We start from the raw sequence: 22,005 nt of genomic DNA, 5'->3' as shown, positions 1-22,005 counted from the left end.
TTTTTAATAGGCACTGCTAATCTATAAATTTCATAATTTCTCGATAGACCTTGTTTGTAAGTTCTTGATCTTTAAGGCGTTTTTCGCGTGCTTTGATATAAAATTCTTCAGGTGCCAGTTTAAACTGATTGATAAAGTGGCCAAGATAAGCTCTTTGACTGGCAAAAGCATATTTTTCCCACATCGTTTCCAGCATCGATATGGCATCAGTATTCAATGCTAAATACTCTGCCGCATTATAGAGTTTCACCTTGTTCACATACTCTTGATAAGTCATATGCAATTCTTGTTTGAATTTACGCGAAAGATAACTATGGTTGACATGAAACCTTGCGGACATACTAGACAGCTTTAATGGTTCGTGGAAATTATTATTGACGTAGCGAATCACTTTATTAATGGTTGAGTGTTTCGTAATGCCGTAGAGACAGTTATCAAAATTTTCCACATAGACGCGCAAGTATTTAATCAATCTTAATATGACAGTATTGGCCTTTACCATTTTCTTATCATATACCAATCGTAATGCATCAATGTAGTCGCGTTTAATGAAGTTATAAACTTCAAAATTGCTTTCGACTTTCGGTACATCTTTTAAGTAGACTTGTCCAAAGTAGACTTTATGAATAGATAAGCATGCGACTTTTCCTTTCTTGACTTCAATTTCGGGAGATGTGAAGTTAGGTGCCTGAATAAAGATATCCCCAGCTCTGTAATGAAATACATGATTGAGTTTGTTTACGATAACTTTACCAGATAAAACAAAGTAGATATTAAAGTATTCGTCATAACGTGCGCAGTCTTTTATACATATCGGCGCCGTAAAAACATAATAGTTGTAATCCAATGATGTTCCTCCTATCAATATGTGTTTTGGATAGTTTTAAATCAAAAGGAAAAGCTGAAAGTGAATCAAGTGAGAGAAATGAAGTTTCAACCACTATTTTTAGAGGGATAAAATAGCTTTTAAACATAATTGTTTCAGTTTATGCTTCACTCTATAATAATAAACTAAATCTTCAGATAATTGAATGGTTTTTATGTTAATTTGACTGTTTTTTTACAACTTTTTCCAAAACGTTCATGCATTTTCTTCTATTTTCCTTTACATGAAAACTAGATTAACAGGGTTTCAATTTTTTGTAAGGATTATTAAAAAAATTATTGACGCTCTCCCTATTCTGCTATATAATAAATCTTGTGTTAAAAACGTATGGAGAAATACCCAAGTCCGGCTGAAGGGATCGGTCTTGAAAACCGACAGGGGCTTAACGGCTCGCGGGGGTTCGAATCCCTCTTTCTCCGCTACTTATAGAAGTCGAGATACTTAATTGTATCTCGGCTTTTTTTGTTTTATCCTCTTCTTTCACTATACGAACACCTTCATAAACTTAAAATAACCATTACCTTTGATACATGACCTACATAAAAAAAGCCGCACTCATAAAGAGTACGACTTCCACTTGCTTATTAAATCCACTTATTCATTTGTACTGCGGCGATTTCTTAATACGAATGCAGCACCGATTAATGCGACAATACCGCCTAATAATAAACCATTAGAAGCTGTGCTTCCTGTTTTCGGCAATGTTTGTTTTGATTGAGATGATGCTGGTTTCACAACTTTTGTTGCTTTCTCTGATGTGTGAGTGTTGTTGTTTTGTACTTCTTGATGTGTGATTTCAGCAGCAGTATTCACAACACGATCATTGTTTCCTGCTTGAATACTATCTTTTTATATATTTTTATCTAAGTTCAACTGAGTTGATTGTTCAGTTTTCACTTGTTCATGTACCGCTGCAGCTTCATTGTTGCCAGTTTCAACTTGGACAAGTTCTTTTGTGACTGTTTCCTCATTTGTATCAGTGTCTTTGCTTGATTGATTCACATGAGTATTTTCGCTTTGATTATGAACCTCAGATGTTTCACTTGGAGTATGATGATTGTCTGTATTCAAAACTTCATCTGTATTTACTGATGCTGCATCATGGTTTACTTCTGATGAAACTTCAGATGATGCTTCTGATACATGGTGTTCACTTACGTTTGGTACAACGATACCTGTAAGTTGTGCTAACTCATCTTCTAAGCTGCCTTTTAATTCTGTTGGCAAGCTGTCGACTTTACTTTGGGCTATTGCTTTTGTGTTTTGGGCGTTGGCTTGTTGCTCTTTCAATGTTGCTTGTTCTTCTGGTGTAACTAAGTTGTCTGTAACGGCTTCGTTGTAGTGTGCTTTAGCTGTTTGATCTGCAACTTTAGCAGTGTTGACTGCTTCTATTGCATCATTCAACCATTGGTCTTGGATGTCGTTTGTGCCGTTTGCATTCGCATCATTGATTTCCAGTACATCTATACCTGTAAGTTGTGCTAACTCTTCTTCTAAGCTGCCTTTTAATTCTGTTGGCAATGGTTCAACTTTACTTTGGGCTATTGCTTTTGTAGTTTGGGCGTTAGCTTGTTGTGCCTTCAATGTTGCTTGTTCTTCTGGTGTAACTAAGTTGTCAGACACTGCTTCGTTGAAAGCTGCTTTTGCTGCTTTATCCGCTGCTTTTGCTGCCTCTAACGCAACGTTTGCTTCATTGATGTTTTGATCTGTTGCATCATCAATATCATTATTATTTTTGTCATTCACTTGAGGTAAAGCAATACCTTTTAATGATGCTAAAATCGATGGTAAATCGCCTTTTAGTGTTGCTGGTAATTGACTGACTTTAGCTGCTGCTTGTTCTTTAACATCTTCATAAATTGCATTGAGTTGTGCTAATTGAGCGTATTCTTCTGGGTTGATTAATGCATCTGATGTTAAAGCCTTTAATTTTTCTTGTAATTTCGTATCCATTAATTGAGCGACCTTCACAAATTCTTCAGCCTCTGCTCGTGCAGCATCATCTGAATCTTTGATGTTGTTGCTGTTTTGATCGTTGATGTCTGGAATGTTGATGCCGTGAAGCGGATTTAGGCGTGCTTCGAATTGTGATTGATATCCTTTTGGTAATTGAGCAACCCATTGTTCTGCCGCAGCTTTTGCACCTTCAAATAATACTTGTTGTTGTGTTAATGCTTGATGTTCTGATGGTGTTATTAATTGGTCAGCTTCTGCTTTTGCCAATTCATTTTGTGCTGCTTCATTCAATGCTTCTGCCTTTTTCACTAATTCCTCAGCTTCGGCTAATTGTGCATCTACATCATCAGCAATCTTGTTGTTGTTTGCGTCATTGATTTTCGGTACATCAATGTTGTCTAATTGTGCCAATACCTCTAGCAATTCTGCTTTAACTGTTTCTGGAATATGGCTTTCTTTGACTGCCGCAACCGCTTCTTCTTTAGTAGTATCAGCTTTTGTTTGATCTGAAACTAATGCTTCATATTCTTTTGGTGTTATTAAGCTGTCTGTATTCGCTTCTGCTAAATGTTTATGCGCATCTTGATTTGCATCTTCTGCTTTTTGAATCAATGCCTGCAGTGCTGCATCTAAAGCATCATCAACATCGTTATGATTTTTGTCATTGACTTCAGGTACAGTGATACCGTGTAATTGCTCTAATGTACGTGGCATATCACCTTTTAAAGCATCCTCGACTAAACCTACTTTTTCTTGTGCAATTGCTTTCTTAGCTGCGAAATCTTTTTGAAGTGCATCTAAAATGTTTTGTTCGCTATCAGTGATTACTTCATTGTCTAATGCAGCGTTTAATCCGATTTGAGCTGCTGCTTCTGCATCTTGTGCTGCTTTAATTGCTTTTTGCGCATCTTCAATCAATCGGTCTTGTACATCATTAATGCCATTTGAATTTTGGTCATTAATGTTTGTCATTTCAACTGGAATTAACGCATCTAATTGTGTTTGGAATTCAGGTCTCAATGTTTCTGAAATCATATCCACAGCTCTTTGTGCTAATTGTTTTGCTTCTGCTGCATAACGCGCTTTATCTTTTAATTGTGCTTGTTCCAAAGGTGTTACCAAGTTATCTTTTTCGATATCTGATTTCTCTTGGTGTGCAGCTTGATTTGCGGCTTTTGCTTCATCTACTAAAGCTTGAACTGCAGCTTTAAGTTCATCAGTGTGGTCATCGATTTGATTCGCATCTTTATCGTTGACTTCAGGTAATGCAATTGTGTTGATTTGATCCAATTGTGCTTGCAACGGTGCTTGATATTGTTGAGGCAAGTTGTTGATTTTAGCTTGTGCTGCTTGTTTATTCGCTTCCGCTAAATTCTTAATACCTGTAAGTGCTTCTAGCTCTTTAGGATTAATTAATTGATCTGCTTTAGCTTCGTTGAGTTTGTCTTGTGCTTGACCTGCCATCTCTTTCGCTGCATCAATTGATTTTTGTGCATCTGCTAACAAGCTGTCTATGCTGTCTTCAATACCGTTTGAATTCTCATCATTGACTGAAGGCACATTAATACCATTTAAAGCTGCAAGTTGTTGCGGTAAACCTCCGCGATATCTTTCATCAATCGCATTCACTTTTTCTTCTGCTTCTTGTTTCTTAGTTGTGAAATTATTTTGCAATCCGTCTAAGTTGTCATGTTCTGTTGAATTAATGACCTGGTCTGCTTGTGCTTTTGTTAATTCTGAGTTGGCTGAAGCATCCGCTTCTTGTACCTCTTTAAGTGATACTTCTGCTTCTTTAATTAATTCATCTTGGTTGTCTGGTATATTATTGTTGTTCTCATCGTTGATACTTGGTACTTGGATGTTATGAAGCTGATTCAATCTTTCAAGCAATGGTCCTTCTACTGCTTCTGGTAATGCTTTAACTGCTTCATCAGCTGCTGATTTTGTTGTTGCTGCATTGTCTTTGGCTGCTGTTAAACTTGTATGTTCTTCTGGTGTAATTAAATCATTTGTATTCGCTGATTGAAGTTGTTCTTGCGCTGCTCTATCTGCCGCTTCTGCTTTCTCTACTAATTCTGTTGCTGCTTGTAATGCATCTTGAAGTTCTTGTGCTTCTGCTGCATCAAGTTTGCCATTACTGTCAGCATCGTTCACTTCTGGAACATCAATACCTGTTAATGCTGCTAATTTCCCAGGTAATACTCCACGGAAGGCTTCGTTAATTGCATTGACTGCTTGCTCTGCTGCTTTCTTTTGAACAAAGTCTGCTTGCAAACCTGAAAGTTGTTGATGTTCTTCTGGTGTAATAGCTTGGTTTTCATCAGCTTTATTCAATGCTGCTTTTGCAAAAGCATCTGCTGCTTCGGCTGCTTGGATAGCTGCTTTTGCTGCTTCAATTAATGCATCTTGATCATCTGGGATTTGATTTGTATTTTTATCATTGATACTAGGGATAGTGATACCGTTAAGTTGATCTAATTCTGCTTGAAGCGGTGCTCGTAATGTTTCTGGTAATGCATTGATTTTGTCTGCTGCTTCTGACTTCGTAGTTGCTGCTGTCGTTTTCGCTGCTTCTAAACCTTCGTGTTCAACAGGATTAATCACTTGATCTTGTTCCGTTTCGCTTAATTGTGCTTTCGCCGCTTGATCTGCAGCTTTAGCTTTCTCTAGTGCTGCCTTTGCATCTGCAAGTAATGTATCGAGTGCTGCTTGTTCCGCATCATCAGATTGACCATTATTATTTGCGTCATTCACTTTTGGCACTGTTATACCTGTTAATGCTTGAAGTTGTTCTGGTAAATCTCTGCGATACTTTTCATCAATCGCATTCACTTTATCTGTTGCTGCTTGTTTCTTAGTAGTAAAATCATTTTGTAATTCATCTAAGTTGTTATGCTCTGTTGGATTAATTACTTGATCTGCCTGTGCTGTCGCAAGTTCTGATTTAGCTAAGGCATCTGCATTTTGTGCCTCTTTAATTGAAAGTTCTGCTGCTTTGATTAACTCATCTTGATTATCTGGAATACCGTTACTATTCTTATCATTGATACTAGGCACTTCAATACCATGTAGTTTGTTCAGACGCTCTAATAATGATTCTTGTACATCTTGAGGTAATGCTTTAACTGCTTCATCTGCTGCTGATTTTGTTGTTGCTGCGCTATCTTTAGCGGTTGTTAAACTTGTATGCTCTTCTGGTGTAATTAATTTATTGTCATTTGCTGATTGAAGTTGTTCTTGCGCTGCTCTATCTGCTGCTTCTGCTTTCTCTACTAAATCTGTCGCTGCTTGCAATGCTGCTTCTTGTTGTGCTTTTTGCTCTTGTTGTTCTTGGCTATCAAGCTTGGCGTTGCTATTAGCATCATTCACTTCCGGTACTGTTACGCCTATTAATGCTGCAACTTTTTCCGGCAATTCACCACGATACTTTTCATCTATTGCATTAACCTTTGATTCTGCCTCTGCTTTCTTTTGACCGAATGCATCTTGTAATGCACCCACCATTGTGTGTTCTTCAGGATTAATCACACTGTCTGCTTGTGCTTTGGCAAGTTCGGTTTTTACGATGTCTTCTCCTGCTTTTGCATATTCATAAGCTTTCGTCGCCTCATTAATTAACGCATCTTGATCGTCTGGAATACCGTTACTATTCTTATCATTGATACTAGGCACTTCAATACCATGTAATTTGTTCAGACGCTCTAATAATGATTCTTGTACATTTTGAGGTAATGCTTTAACTGCTTCAGCTGCTGTCTTTGTTGTTAATGCGCTATCTTTAGCTGCTGTTAAACTTGTATGCTCTTCTGGTGTAATTAAGTTATTGTCATTTGCTGATAGAAGTTGTTCTTGCGCTGCTCTATCTGCTGCTTCTGCTTTCTCTACTAAATCTGTTGCTGCTTGCAATGCTACATCTTGTTGTTCTTGTTGTTCTTCACTATCAGGTTTGCCGTTGCTATTAGCATCATTCACTTCTGGCACTGTTATACCTGTTAATGCTTGAAGTTGTTCTGGTAAATCTTTGCGATATTTTGGATCAATTGCATTCACTTTATCTGTTGCTGATTGTTTCTTAGTAGTAAAACCATTTTGCAATCTGTCTAAGTTGCTATGTTCTGTTGGATTAATTAATTGATCTGCTTGTGCTGTCGCAAGTTCTGATTTCGCTGTTGCATCTGCATCTTGCACTTCTTTAATTGAGAGTTTTGCTGCTTCTATCAATTCATCTTGAGTGTCTGGAATATCATTTTTGTTTTTATCGTTGATGCTAGGTACTTCAATACCATGTAATTTATTCAAACGGTCTAATAATGAATTTTGCATATCTTGAGGTAACGCATGTACCGCTTCTTCTGCTTTTGCCTTTGTCGCTGCTGCATTATCTTTTGCTGAAATTAAGTCTGTACTTTCTTCTGGTGTGATTAAATTATTATCAACCGCTGATTGAAGTTTTGTTTGAGCTGTTTTGTCTGCTTCTTCCGCTTTAGCTACCAAATCAGCTGCTGCGTTAAGCAAATCTGTATTTTTCTGCTCTTGAGCATCTAAGTCATCCGGTTTTCCGTTACCATCTCTGTCATTAACCTCTGGTACATGAATACCTAAGAGTTTGTTTAGCTTTTCAGTTAATGGACCTTGATGCGGCTGTTGAATAGATGCGATTTTATCTTTTGCTGCTTGTTTTTTCTCTGTAAAGTCATTTTGCAATTGAGTAAGCTGAGTATTGTCTTCTGGTGAAATCGCGTTATCAGCATTTAATTGATTTAATGCTGATTTTGCTGTTTCTTCCGCTTTGGATGCATCCGCAATCAATGCTTCCGCTTGTGCAATCAGCTCATCTTGTTCATCGCTGATATTGTTATTATTTTTATCATTGATATCCGGTACTGCAATTGGAGTAAGTTGATCTAATTCTGCTTGTAATTGTATTTTTAAACGTTCTGGCAGCTGATTCACTTTTTCTTGTGCAATTGATTTTTTATCTGTTGCTGATTGAATACTTGTTTGAAGTTCTGTTGCTTCATTGCTGTTCACTAATTGATCTGAAACAATCGCTTGTGCCTTTTCTTTAGCTTGTGCATGTGCAATCTTCGCTTCTTCAACTGAAGCTGTTGCTTCTGCCATAATTTGTTTATCGATTTCCCTTTTTAATTCGTCTGAAAGTTTTAACGGTACTGTTGAATGGTCTGTTGTAAGGTTATCCCACTGTTTATCACCATTATCAAATGACCATTTCACAGGAACATTTAAAACATCACCATCGTAATATTCTTTTAATTTCAACCACTTTTCTGAATTTGAACTGATATCATTAACTGTTAATTCATGTTTTAAAGTAATTGGAAGCACATAAGTGTGGTCATAAAAACTTGGTTTAGATAAAGCTTGTGTAGTGCTGGTTAAGATCACTTTATTCGTACCATTCTGCGAAGCTGCGAAATCACTTGTGTTCGGCTGTGCCGTTGCACTAATGCCTTGTGGAAACTCTGCTGAAATTTCTACTTTTGATGGTAAAGTAGCAGGTTGAGACACTTCTCTTGTCGGGATATACTGAGTAACTGTAACTTTTCCATCTGTTCCGTTAACCGGATTAACGACTTGTGTTGTATAAGGTTGAATCGGAACTAACAAAATTCCTTTAACATGAAAAGCAGTCCCTGATGCATTTCTTCCTGTCATACTGTATGTCAGTTCACTCTTGTCTTGGAATGTGGCTGTTACTCGGTTAGGATATTCTTCTACTCCGCCTCTTGGCTGTTCACCAGTAGAGATAATTATTTTCCCATCTTTCAACTCTAAATTAGCTGTAGCAGGAAATGGTTGTTGATTACTTACATAAAGTTCATTAATTTCATTGCGATTGAATGTTACAGATTTTCTAACATCAACTGCTTTGTTTCTATCATAATCATCTAAATCATAAATATTAAGTAACCCGCTGACTGGATGTGCTTCGCTATTCAATGCATTTAAACCATCAACCACTGAAGAAATCGATGTTCCATTTTGAATCGTATTGTAAAATTCATCAAGTCTTGCTTCTTCAATGTTTTGCAAGAACTTAATATTTGCTGTTGTGCCTCCTCCGTCTTGAGAAGTCATAGACAACATATCACGTCCTGAAGTGAAGAAATATCTAATATCAGTCGGAAAGTTTGTTGAAGCTTGATCTCTTGTAACATGAACTAATGCATCTACTTTATGACCATCTGCTATACCCACATTATTGATATATACATAAGCTTCTGGGCTTGTGTTATTTAAAGTAATGTAATCACCTAAATAAGCATGAATAGCTCCATCATTTGTATTTGTAAGCTTCTTGCTTGTTACGTTTGTTCCATTTGTTAAGAACGAGTATGATTTACTATCATAGTTTGTAAATTTAGGAGAAAAGTTGATGTAATCCGGAGCAACGGTTTTTCCTGGATTTTCTACTTTCTTAACTAAATCGCCACTATAATCAATAATTTTCCCGTTATATGTTTCATTGTTTACAGGTGCAGGTATACTTTCAAATGTATCTGCAGTTTCTAAAGCACGTCTTGTACGCGGTTTCGCGATTGTTTCTGAAGTTGGTTGCTGTTCGACAACTGGTGTTGATTCTGATGATGTTGGTGTTGTTTGTGAAGCGGTTGTTGTTTGAGTTGAAACTTCATTCGTTTCTGATGTTGGAGCTTTTTGTTGTGAAGTTGATTCTTGTGATGTAGTTGGTGTTGCATTTGGATTTGTTGGTGCAGCTGTTTCAGAAGCAGGGGCCTCTGTTGTTACGGGCGGTGTAACGGCTGCTGTATCAGATGTCTCTTGGGATGGTTGAGACGCTGATTCATTGTTTGAATGTGTATTTACAGATTGAGATTGTACTGTAACGTCATTTGGTGTTTGTTCTTCTGCTGCTTGCGCCTCATGGCTGAGTCCAAACAAGAATGTTGCTCCTACGAGGATAGAAGCGGTGCCTACCGTAAATTTACGGATTGAATACTTGTTTTGCTTATTCGGCAGAAAATCAAGTCTTCTCTTTGATTGTTGTTTCATTGATGGTTCCTCCGTTGTATCTTTGTCTATATGCTGAAAATGATGACTTTATTTTCATCCCTTAACTGTTGCTCGTTAAGAGAACAAAATTTATATTAACGTATTTTCGACAAAAAAAGATGAACATCAAATGAATAGTAAAAATAGTGTATGTCTAAAGTAAAAAAGTGTAACCAACTAGAATATGATTATTATTTAGTTTTATTTATTCTTTTAAATATTCTAAAGCTTGTTTGTAAATGTTTTCAGTTACTGTTTTTTCTTCGATTTTGCATTGTTTTGATTGCAATATAAACTCTGTCGGTGTCATGTTGAATTGCGATTTAAAGTTCTTCAAAAAGGTACGGTAACTAGCAAAATGATACGTTTTCCACAGTTCTTTTTCATTACCGCTGACCAGCAAGTCTTCTGCGAAACGATAAAGTTTGATGCGTCTGACATATTCACTAAAACCCATGCGCATTTCAGCTTTAAACTTTCTCGAAAGAAAGCTGCTGTTCACAAATAAACATTGTGCAACATCCCCCAATGCCAAAGGTGCTTTATAGTTATTATTAATATGTGTAATCGCTTTAACTATTATTTCATTTCTCGTGAAGTTAAATATATAACTATCAAATTCACTATAATATATATGCATATAATTAATCAGTTTAATGACATTAATATCTGCCATCAGCAGATCTTCCTCATACACATAACGAATATAGTTCAGCATAGCTTTCTTCATGCCGCATTTGATTTCATGTGTTTTCTTGATTTTCCCCGAGATTCTTAAATAGTATTTATTAAAGTGGATTTTATTAATAGACAGACAAATAATACTGCCTTTAATACTTTGGATATGCGAGACTCTCATTTCCGGCGTAGTGATAAAGATATCTCCTGCCGAATACTCAGCTTTCCTTTCATCCATGATCATTTTTGCTCTGCCGCTTATCACAAAATATACTGTAATGTACTGGCTGTTATGCATTAATTCGAAATTACAAAAAGTTGAAGTAAAAATATTGTATGTACAGTCCATAGTTGCTGCTCCTATTAAGTTGATAAAATAACGCAAGATAAATCATAAAAATGGATATAAAAGTGAATAAAAAGTGTAGTTAAAAGTGAAATGCAAACAAAAAGGGTCGTTTGCGAAGTGTGTGTTAAAGGGGTTCTCTTGTGAGAATTAACCTAACTATCATATAACAAAGTTGTTCAGAATTGAATACTTTTCAAAAATTAATTAAAATTAAATACAAAATCAGGGATTTCCCTATAACATTAAAAAAAGGTCGCACTCAATAAAGATTACGACCTTTAAAACTAGCTATGGCTTAGTTTATACTGCATATCCCTTTTCATTTACTGTCCCTTAATTACTTTAATCTTTAGATTTTAAAATATCTTTATCAATAAGATACCAGATAAAAAAAAAGCATACCTAAATTAAGTATGCTTTCAAGAAAACTAGATTAATTTATTTTTTCAAATCATCACTGATTTTTTTGATTTCATCTTGTTTTAAGTCAACGATGATTTCACCGTCTTTTGTTTCTTTTTTTAATGCTTTGCGTGCTTCTTTAGAGTGGTAAAGTTCCGCAACTTTTTTCAATGTTTTATTATCTTTGTCTTTAGAGTTAACAGCGATAATGTTGATGTATGGTTGTGAAGCTTTCGCGTCATCACTTTCTAAGTAGATTGGATCTTTTTTCGCATCTAAACCAGCTTTAGTTGCTACACCATTGTTGATAACTGAAATATCCACATCGTCTAATGCACGTGCTGTTTGTTGCGCATCTACTGCTTTAATATCTAATTTTTTCTTATTTTCAACGATATCTTTGATTCCGCCTTTTAAGCCGAAGTCTTTAGAAAGTTTGATATAGCCAGCTTTTTCTAAAAGTTTTAACGCACGTGCTTGGTTAGATACGTCGTTAGGAATAATCACTTTAGCTCCGTCTTTCAGTTCTTTAATATCTTTGATTTTTTTAGAGTAAATACCTAATGGTGCGAATACTGTTGTACGGATTGGCGTAATCTTTGTACCTTTGTTAGCTTTTTCATATTGATCTAAGAATGCAAAGTGTTGGAATGCGTTCATATCGATATCCCCATCGTTCAGCGCTTTGTTCGGTACGTTATAATCTGAGAATTGTTTTACTTTTACTGTAATACCATCTTTTTCCGCTAATTCTGCGACTTTATCCCAAACTTTTGTTTCGTTAGATGCTACACCGACTGTAACTGTTTTGTTATCATCTTTCTTCCCGCATGCCGCAAGAATAACGACAAATGCGATTGCTAGTACTAATAATTTCTTCATTGAACGAATTGCCCCTTTTTAAATTAATTTCTTCTGATTTTCTTAGCTAATACATTCCCTAGAGATTGAATCAGCTGAACCATAATAACTAAGATAATGACTGTAATCACAATGACGATTGTATCGAAACGCTGGTAACCATAAGCTAAAGCTAAGTCACCAATACCGCCGCCTCCGACAGCACCTGCCATCGCAGTAGCTCCGATTAAACCGATAATTGCTGTGGTTAATGCTAAAATTAATGATCCTAATGCCTCTGGTAATAAGAAGTAGCGGATAATTTGAATAGGAGATGCTCCCATCGCATTCGCTGCTTCAATCACACCTGAACTCACTTCAAGCAATGAGTTCTCAACGAGTCTTGCAATATAGGGCGCTACATAAACAGTAAGCGGTACTATTGCAGCTGCTGTTCCGATTGATGTACCTACAACTAATTTCGTGAATGGTACAATCGCAATCAATAAGATGATGAAAGGTACAGAACGCAGTACGTTAATCACCGGATTAAGAACATGATAAATTACTTTATTTTCCCAAATGCCGTCTTTCTTTGTGACAACTAGTAACACACCTAATGGAATACCGATTAATGCACCGATAACTAACGAAATAGAAACCATTAGCAGTGTTTGATATAAAGCTTCAAGTAATTGAGAAGAATCTAAAGTTGAACCGAGCATGTTATTTTACCTCCTCAAATTCAATATTATTTTGCTTCAAGTAATCAAAGGCACGTTGCTTTTCTTCATCTGAACCTTTAATTCGTAATGTCAGATAACCCACTGAAGTATCTTGAATGTCTGACATCGATGCATAGATAACATTCACATCCAGCTTGAAATCTTTAATTAATGTCTGAATCACTGAGAGACCAAGCTGCGAACCTTCTAAGTACACTTTGACATCTAAATAATTATTATCATCAGTTGGTAATTGATGAATCATTTTATCGCTGATATCTGTACTGATAACGGTTGAGACGAAGCTCTTAGCTGTCTTTGTCTTAGGATGGCTGAAAACATCTAAGACACTGCCGAGTTCTATAACACTGCCTTGTTCCATTACCGCAACTTTATCGCAAATCTGTTGAATCACACTCATTTCGTGTGTAATTAACAAAATTGTGACATCAAATGTTTGATTGACGCGTTTTAACAAATGCAGAATCGAATCCGTTGTTGCAGGGTCTAACGCACTTGTTGCTTCATCACATAACAAGATTTTAGGATCCGTCACTAATGCAACGTGCAATCGCAACTCTTTGCTTTTGACCGCCTGAAAGCTCATTAGGATACTGTGACCCTTTATCAGCTAACCCTACGAAATCAAGCATTTCTTCGACTTTTGCTTGTATGTATTGCTTCTTCTTGCCTTCAAGGATGAGCGGCATTGCTACGTTATTGAATACTGTTTTAGAATTAAGCAAGTTGAAATGCTGGAAAATCATTCCTATATTCTTTTTAACTTTGCGCAATTCTTTTTTGTTATATTGATTAATGTTATGACCATCTACAATAATGTCTCCTGATGTTGCATCTTCAAGCTTATTCACTAGTCGGATTAAAGTACTTTTACCTGCACCACTGTACCCGATAACCCCAAAAATTTCTTGTCGTTCTACAGTGAAACTGACATCTTTTAAAGCTTGAATTTTTGTTGAGCGTTTACGGAATGTTTTATTGACATCCTTGAACTCAATCATAGGTAAATCCCCCTCTAATAATTTGAAATGAATGAATTTTTCTTAATTTGTGATAATTCCAAAAGAAGAAAATCCCGAGGACTAATGAAACAAGTCCTCGGGATATAATATATCGGCTCGTCTCATCTTCACAGTATCTCACTGCAGGAATTGGCACAGTTATTAATGATCATCATTAATTCTGTTGCCGAGGCTTCACAGGGCCTGTCCCTCCGCCTCTCTGGATAAGAGTTATATTCAATTCATTTATATTCCATATCTTACAAACACTGAGTGAAAAAGTCAACATTATTTTTCAGAAAGTTACTTAAATTTATTCAATTCAAAAATCCTAAAATAAGAAAGCGTTTTCATTCACTATTAAAAAAGAACCAGGCCGAAGCCTGATTCCTTTTATACTCAAATCATAGTATTATTCTTCATCTTTACGACGTTTTGATCCAAGTACTGATGCTGCACCTAAACCAGCAAGCAATGAACCATATAATAATGGTGCTGTTTCGTCAGAACCTGTATCAGGTAATGATTGCGCTGATTTTTCTGGTTGTTGTACTGGTGCTGCTTTAGGTTGTTCTACATTGTGATAAACCACTTTATGTTCAAGGTGTTTACCAGCAAATTTATTCGTATCTTTTTGACCCACATTCACGTAATGTGTATGTCCAACAGATTTTGGTTGTACTGGAGTAGTTTCAACAGTACCTGTTGGTACATTTTTATTTCTGTTTGTTGTCGGTGTCACCGGTACTTGCGGTGCCACTGATACTTGCGGTGCCACTGGTACTTGCGGTGCCACCGGTATTTGTGGTGTTACAGGTACTTGCGGTGTTACTGGTACTTGTGGTGTTACAGGTACTTGTGGTTGTACAGGAACACTTGGTTGTGCTGGTACCAATGGAATCATTGGAATTGACACTTTTGGTGTGACTGGTTTTGTACAAGGTACGATAATTCTTGTATTATCTGCACATTGTAATACCACATTACCAATTGCATCATGGTTATATCCTACAATTGCAACAGGATATCCATAAGCATTGCATGGAATTTCAACACGTTGACCATCACTGAAGATGATTACATTTGTGTTATATGCATCAATGTAGTTATTAACGATATATGCAGGTGGAGTCGGTACTGCGTTTCTGCCATCACGTCCATCTCTGCCGTCGCGGCCATCACGACCGTCAAGACCGTCGTTACCTCTTAAGACTGTAATTGTATTACCGTCGCTGAACTCAACAATTGTATTGCCATCATGGTCAAAGTGGTAATCTTTTACAGATACTGATGCACCATCTTTGCCTTTTGGAATTGTGATTTCACGACCGTCACTGAAGACAACGATTGTGTTTCCGTTTGGATCAACTTTTTGTCCGACTACAGTAATTGATTTGCCATCTTTACCGTCTTTGCCATCTTTGCCTTTTAAGACTGTGATAGTATTGCCATCGCTGAATTCTACAACTGTGTTGCCATCCGCATCAGGATGTGAATCTTTGACTGTTACAGATGTACCGTCTTCACCTTTATCGCCTTTGTCGCCTTTTGGAATAGTAATGCTGCTGCCGTCACTGAAATCAACAACTGTGTTGCCTTCAGGAGTTTTAGAATGTCTTACGACTGTAACAGATTGACCAGCATCGCCTTTCGCACCTTTTGGAACGATAATTTCATGACCATCACTGAATGTAACTTTGATATCACCGCTAGGTAATGTTTCAGTTCCTGTAATAGTTACTGAAGTACCATCTGCACCTCTATCTCCTTTAGGAATCACAGCATGTGAACCATCTGAGAATGTTACAACTGTATTGCCATCAGCGTCTGGTGCTGTTGATCTTACTGTGATTGATTGGCCATCATCACCTTTTTCACCTTTTGGAATAACAAGAGATTTGCCATCGCTGAAGACTACTTTTGTTGAACCGTCAGGTTGAACTTCTGTACTTGATACTGTTACTGAAGTTCCGTTTTCACCTGCGTCACCTTTATCGCCTTTTTCACCTTTAGGGATAGTGATTTCTCTGCCATCACTGAACGTCACTTTAGTTGAGCCATCTGGTTGTACTTCAGAGTTTGTGATTGTGACAGACGTACCGTCTTCACCTTTATCACCTTTGTTTCCTTTAGGAACGACTACTTTTGTGCCATCGCTGAACGTTACTTCTGTGTTACCGTCTGGTGTTTGCGTTGTACCAGTAATAGTGACTGATTTTCCATCCACACCATTTGTGCCGGCTGCACCTGTATCTCCTTTGTCTCCTTTAACGCCTTTAGGGATAGTGATTGTTGAGCCATCAGAGAATGTCACAACTGTATTACCATCCGCATCTGGTGCTGTTGATCTTACTGTAATAGATTGACCATCCTCACCATTTTGACCTTTAGGGATAACTAGAGATTTACCGTCACTGAAGACTACTTTCGTTGAACCGTCAGGTTGAACTTCTGTATTTGTTACTGTTACTGAAGTTCCGTTTTGACCTGCTGCACCAGTATCGCCTTTATCGCCTTTTTCACCTTTAGGGATAGTGATTTCTCGACCATCGCTGAATGTAACTTTAGTTGAGCCGTCTGGTTGTACTTCAGAGTTTGTGATTGTGACAGATGTACCGTCTTCACCTTTATCTCCTTTGTTTCCTTTAGGAACAACTACTTTTGTACCGTCACTAAATGTCACTTCTGTGTTGCCTTCTGGTGTTTGCGTTGTGCCGGTAATAGTGATTGATTTTCCATCTTTACCATTTGTGCCGGCTGCGCCTGTATCTCCTTTGTCTCCTTTAGCTCCTTTTGGAACTGTGATTGAAGTACCATCACTGAAGTTGACTACTGTATTGCCTTCCGCATCCGGAGCTGTTGATGTAACAGTGATTGATTGACCGTTTGCACCTGTTGCGCCAGCTTCACCTGTATCGCCTTTGGCACCTTTTTCAACAGTTACTGTTGTACCGTCTGAGAATGTAACTTTTGTATTACCTTCTGGTGTTGTTTCAGTGCTTTGAACAGTAATTGATTTACCATCCGTACCGTTTGTGCCAGCTGCACCTTGAGCACCTGTTTCACCACGATCACCTTTTGCACCTTTAGGGATTGTAATTGTTGTGTCATCGCTGAATGTCACAACTGTATTACCGTCCGCATCTGGAGCTGTAGATTTAACAGTAATTGCTTTGCCGTCTGCGCCATTTTGACCTTTTGGAATAGTGATTTCTCTTCCATCGCTGAACGTTACTTTAGTAGAACCATCTGGTTGTACTTCTGTATTTGTAATAGTGATTGAAGTGCCATCTTGACCTTTATCGCCTTTTTGGCCTTTTGGAATAGTGACTTCATGACCATCACTGAAGACAAGTTTAGTTGAGCCGTCTGGTTGTACTTCTGAGCTTGTAATAGTAACTGATGTACCATTCACACCGTCTTTTGCTTTAGGAATAACTACTTTAGAGCCGTCACTGAATGTAACTTCAGTATTGCCTTCTGGTGTTTGAGTTGTACCAGTAATAGTGATTGATTTTCCATCTGCACCATTTGTACCGGCTGCACCTTGGGCACCTGTTTCACCCGTATCACCTTTAGCACCTTTTGGTACTGTGATTGAAGTACCATCACTGAAGTTGACAACTGTATTGCCTTCCGCATCCGGAGCTGTTGATGTGACAGTAATTGATTTACCGTTCGCACCTGTTGCGCCAGTATCCCCAGCATCACCTTTAGCACCTTTTTCAACAGTTACTGTTGTACCATCTGAGAATGTAACTTTCGTGTTACCTTCTGGTGTTGTTTCTGTGCTTTGAACAGTGATTGATTTACCGTCAACACCATTTGTGCCGGCTGCACCTGTATCTCCTTTATCTCCTTTTGGAATAGTAATTGTTGTGTCATCACTGAATGTCACAACTTTATTTCCATCTGGATCAGTTGATGTTGATTTAACCGTAATTGCTTTTCCGTCTGCGCCATTTTGACCTTTTGGAATAGAAATTTCTCGTCCATCGCTGAATGTCACTTTAGTCGATCCGTCTGGTTGTACTTCTGTACTTGATACAGTTACTGAAGTACCGTTTTGACCAGCTGCACCAGCGTCGCCTTTATCTCCTTTTTCACCTTTAGGAATAGAAACTTCATGACCGTCACTGAAGACTACTTTTGTTGAACCATCTGGTTGAACTTGAGTACTTGTAATTGTGACAGATGTTCCGTTTGTGCCATTCGTACCATTTGTGCCGTCTTGGCCTTTAGGAATCACTACTTTTGAACCGTCGCTGAATGTGACTTCAGTGTTGCCTTCTGGTGTTTGTTTAGTACTTGATACTGTAATTGATTTACCATCAATGCCGTTTGTACCAGCTGCACCTTGGGCACCTGTTTCACCCGTATCACCTTTAGCACCTTTTTGAATTGTAACTACTGAACCATCAGAGAAGGTTACTTTTGTATTGCCTTCTGGTGTTGTTTCTGAAGTTTGAACAGTAATCGATTGACCGTTAACGCCATCTTGACCTTTAGGTACGACTACTTTTGTGCCGTCGCTGAATGTGACTTCAGTTCCTTCTGGAACAGCTTTTGTGCTAGAGATACTGATAGATTTACCATCTGCACCTTTATCTCCAGCTTCACCTGCATCACCTTTGTCTCCTTTTGGAATAGTAATTGTTGTGTCATCACTGAATGTCACTTTAGTAGATCCGTCTGGTTGAACCTCTGTGCCTGTTACTGTTACTGATGTTCCATCATGTCCAGCTGCACCAGTGTCGCCTTTATCTCCTTTTTCACCTTTAGGAATAGAAACTTCATGACCGTCACTGAAGACTACTTTTGTTGAACCATCTGGTTGAACTTGCGTGCTTGTAATTGTGACAGATGTTCCATTTGTGCCATTCGTACCGTTTGTGCCGTCTTGGCCTTTAGGAATGACTACTTTTGAACCGTCGCTGAATGTAACTTCAGTATTACCTTCTGGTGTTTGTTTAGTACTTGATACTGTGATTGATTTACCATCAATACCATTTGTACCAGCTGCACCTTGAGCCCCGGCTTCACCTGTATCACCTTTAGCACCTTTTTGAATCGTAATAACAGATCCATCTGAGAAGGTTACTTTTGTATTGCCTTCTGGTGTTGTTTCTGAAGTTTGAACAGTAATCGATTTGCCATCTTTACCATTCACACCATCTTGTGCTTTAGGGATAACAACTTTAGTACCATCGCTGAATGTGACTTCAGTTCCTTCTGGAGTTTGAGTTGTACCAGTAATCGTAATCGATTGACCGTTTGTACCGTTTTCGCCTCGTGCTCCTGCTGCACCTGTGTCACCTTTAGCACCTTTTGGAATAACGACAGATGAACCATCGCTGAATCTAACAACAGTGTTGCCATTTTCATCTGGAGCTGAAGATTCAACTGTAATTGATTTACCATTTGTGCCATCTGCGCCAGCTTGGCCTTTAGGAATTACAACTGATTTACCATCACTGAAGACTACTTTCGTAGAACCGTCAGGTTGTACTGTTGTACTTTCAACAGTTACTGATGTGCCGTCTTGACCGGCTGCACCAGCGTCACCTTTATCTCCTTTTTCACCTTTTGGAATAGAGATTTCATGACCGTCGCTGAATGTGACTTTAGTAGATCCATCTGGTTGAACTGCAGTATCTGTAATTGTGACAGATGTGCCATTTGTACCATTAGTTCCATCTTGGCCTTTAGGTACAACTACTTTTGTACCATCGCTGAAGTGAACAACTGTATTGCCATGTGCATCTTTTCCTTCTCTCGTTACTGTCAACGGCGCTGCATCTCGGCCATTTGCTCCGGTCAAACCTCGATCACCTTTATCGCCCTTATCTCCTTTTGGACCTTGGGCTCCTGTTAAGCCAGTGTCACCTTTGGCACCTTGTGCACCTCGAGCTCCCGTATCTCCTTTAGAGATTGTCGCTGTATGACCATCGCTGAAGTGAACAACTGTATTGCCATGGGCATCCTTTTCTTCTCTCGTTACTGTTAAAGGTGCTGCGTCTCGACCATTTGCTCCCGTTGCACCTGTTAAGCCTCGATCGCCTTTATCTCCCTTATCTCCTTTGGCGCCTTTCGGCACTTCTATTTTGTGTCCGTCTGAGAATGTCACTTCAACATTGCCGTTCGGCATTGTTCTCGTATTTGTTATTGTTACCGATGTGCCGTTTCGGCCCGCTGCTCCTTGGGCACCTCTTGCACCAACATCACCTTTAGAAATCGTCACATGTGAACCATCGCTGAAGTGTACGACTGTATTACCATGCGCATCTTTTTCTTCTCTTGATACTGTTAAAGGTGCAGCATCTCGTCCATTCGCTCCCGTTGCACCTGTTAAGCCTCGGTCGCCCTTATCTCCTTTAGAACCTTGGGCACCGCGTGCGCCTGTATCCCCCTTAGAGATTGTTGCTGTATGACCATCGCTGAAATGAACAACTGTATTACCGTGTGCATCCTTTTCTTCTCTCGTTACTGTTAAAGGTGTTGCGTCTCGACCATTTGACCCTGCTTGACCTCGATCACCTCTTGGACCAGTCGCTCCATCAGGAATAAACACACTGCTGATTGGTTGGTTCGTTTCTGCATTTAAAATTGTTAATAATGTACCCTGTTTACCATTTTGAGTAGTTCGAACTTGTGTGGTACTTATGTTAGGAGTATGTCCATCTCGAGGTACAATCATTTTTCCAGGTAAACTTGTTGTACCATTTTTAGTAACAGTTGCTGATACAATATCTGCTTCTCTTAATGGGGTGTTTAAATTTTGAGTAAAGTTTCCTCTACCATCTGATTGTGTATTATATGTTGTTGGACCTACTGATAACGTAATATGTGCATTAGGTACTGCTTGACCAGTTACTATTTGAGCTCCTGATAATTTAGGATCTACAACTGGCGGTAACAACAAGCTCGGTGTATTAGCCGGTTGACGCACACCTAATTCAATAACTTTATTTACTGGTTGACGTGTGATTGAGCCTACATCAGTGGCGCGACTAATCAAATGTCCCTTATACAAAACATCTGATTGCTGATATGTTTTTTCACCAAGTACACCTTCTGATTGAACACGTTGTTGTCCCACATTTAATGCATCCGTTGTTACATAATCCGTTATAAATGGGATGGGCTCTGTAATTGTTGCGGTTTTGTGTCTTATATTAGCATCTGGATTCTTATCTAATACAACTTCCATATTTTTATAGAAATAGTTATCAGTTGAGAATGGATCCGGTGTGTCTGCATATGGCATATTTTGCGAGAACATCATTGGAAAAGCAGATATACTCAAATCGCCATTCCAATTTTTAACTGGCAAAGAAAATTCAAGCAAACCATAGCCACCATTTTGAATCATGGCCTCAGTAATAGTTGGTCTAGAACGCATTGCATAACCCTCAGGATATCCTGGTTTAGCTGCGCCAAGAATCAAACGATCAGATAATGGAGTTCCCGATCCATGTCTATTTGTAGTTCCAAATTGAGTAAAAACATATGGAATTTCCGCTTGTTTTGCAAAACCATTACCTAAAGTCAGCCCTCCAAAATCAACAACATGAGTCCCTGTCCCACCAGTAACAGTGTATTTTACACGGATCTTAATCACTCTGTGTTGTTTGTCTGGCGTTGCTGTAACTTCATAGCGGGCTGGTTTCTGACCAGCATAGGTTGTTCCATTTCCAACAATAGTTCTGCCACTATCAGGAATCTGCACACTTGCTTTTAGCGCACCTACTACTTCCGCAGCAGTCCCAGTCTTTGGAATAGTTACATTTGATGTATTATCTACGTAGGGATAAGTAACATTATTAGTGGTAGCCGTACTTGTTTCTGTCCCTGCTGCTCTTACTGCATAAACAGTATATTTAGAAGTTTGTTCATTTGCATACTCAATACCAGCTCGTAAAATATCTTGGAATAAATCTTCCGCAGAAACTGTATTATAGTCTACGTTAATTTTACTCATGATACCGTCTACATCATTTGGACCATAGTTGTCTGCCAATAATTGACGTACTAATCCTTGTTTGTCCGATGTATGCAAATATTGTTCTACAAATTCTACAGGTGCTTTTTGCCCATCATTCATCATTGTAAAAT

The 22,005-nt window shown here is 38.3% G+C and carries 7 protein-coding genes, 1 tRNA gene, 1 pseudogene and 1 riboswitch; of the genes and pseudogenes, 1 reads left to right on the top strand and 8 read right to left on the bottom strand.

The window, feature by feature from the left end; translation table 11 throughout:
• Window positions 1-16: 16 nt before the first annotated feature.
• Window positions 17-847, bottom strand: coding sequence for a helix-turn-helix domain-containing protein (locus tag MUA90_RS01580; RefSeq protein WP_114604388.1), 831 nt, complete (start codon window positions 845-847; stop codon window positions 17-19).
• Window positions 848-1,215: 368 nt separating this feature from the next.
• Here MUA90_RS01580 and MUA90_RS01575 point away from each other — a divergent pair.
• Window positions 1,216-1,305: transfer RNA gene (locus MUA90_RS01575), tRNA-Ser, on the top strand.
• Window positions 1,306-1,480: 175 nt separating this feature from the next.
• Here the strand turns inward: MUA90_RS01575 and MUA90_RS01570 are convergent.
• From MUA90_RS01570 to MUA90_RS01540, 7 genes and pseudogenes are all read right to left on the bottom strand, one after another.
• A complete protein-coding gene (locus MUA90_RS01570; RefSeq protein ID WP_262587910.1) occupies window positions 1,481-1,699 on the bottom strand; it encodes an LPXTG cell wall anchor domain-containing protein in 219 nt (72 codons plus the stop codon).
• A gap of 36 nt (window positions 1,700-1,735) precedes the next feature.
• Complete coding sequence (locus MUA90_RS01565) at window positions 1,736-9,874, bottom strand: GA-like domain-containing protein (RefSeq protein ID WP_262588857.1); 8,139 nt, start codon at window positions 9,872-9,874, stop codon at window positions 1,736-1,738.
• A 205-nt stretch (window positions 9,875-10,079) separates the two neighbouring features.
• Entirely contained in the window at window positions 10,080-10,790 is a 711-nt protein-coding gene (locus MUA90_RS01560) for a helix-turn-helix domain-containing protein (RefSeq protein WP_262587909.1), read from the bottom strand.
• Between the two features lie 549 nt (window positions 10,791-11,339).
• Window positions 11,340-12,185 (bottom strand): dipeptide ABC transporter glycylmethionine-binding lipoprotein, encoded by an 846-nt coding sequence (gene gmpC / locus MUA90_RS01555; protein ID WP_262587908.1) that lies wholly within the window; start codon window positions 12,183-12,185, stop codon window positions 11,340-11,342.
• Between the two features lie 23 nt (window positions 12,186-12,208).
• Window positions 12,209-12,868: a methionine ABC transporter permease gene (locus MUA90_RS01550; protein WP_105994750.1), complete on the bottom strand. Its 660-nt coding sequence runs from the start codon at window positions 12,866-12,868 to the stop codon at window positions 12,209-12,211.
• A gap of 1 nt (window position 12,869) precedes the next feature.
• Window positions 12,870-13,890 (bottom strand): annotated as a pseudogene (locus MUA90_RS01545) (methionine ABC transporter ATP-binding protein).
• Window positions 13,891-14,009: 119 nt separating this feature from the next.
• Window positions 14,010-14,121, bottom strand: a riboswitch (SAM riboswitch).
• A 181-nt stretch (window positions 14,122-14,302) separates the two neighbouring features.
• Window positions 14,303-21,997, bottom strand: coding sequence for an LPXTG cell wall anchor domain-containing protein (locus MUA90_RS01540; RefSeq protein WP_262587907.1), 7,695 nt, complete (start codon window positions 21,995-21,997; stop codon window positions 14,303-14,305).
• Window positions 21,998-22,005: the final 8 nt, after the last annotated feature.

Origin of the sequence: Staphylococcus sp. IVB6181 (assembly GCF_025561445.1) — a bacterium.
GTDB classification, from domain to species: Bacteria; Bacillota; Bacilli; order Staphylococcales; family Staphylococcaceae; genus Staphylococcus; species Staphylococcus simulans_B.
The sequence above is the reverse complement of the archived record's forward strand: the minus strand, read 5'-3'. Positions and strand labels throughout refer to the sequence as shown.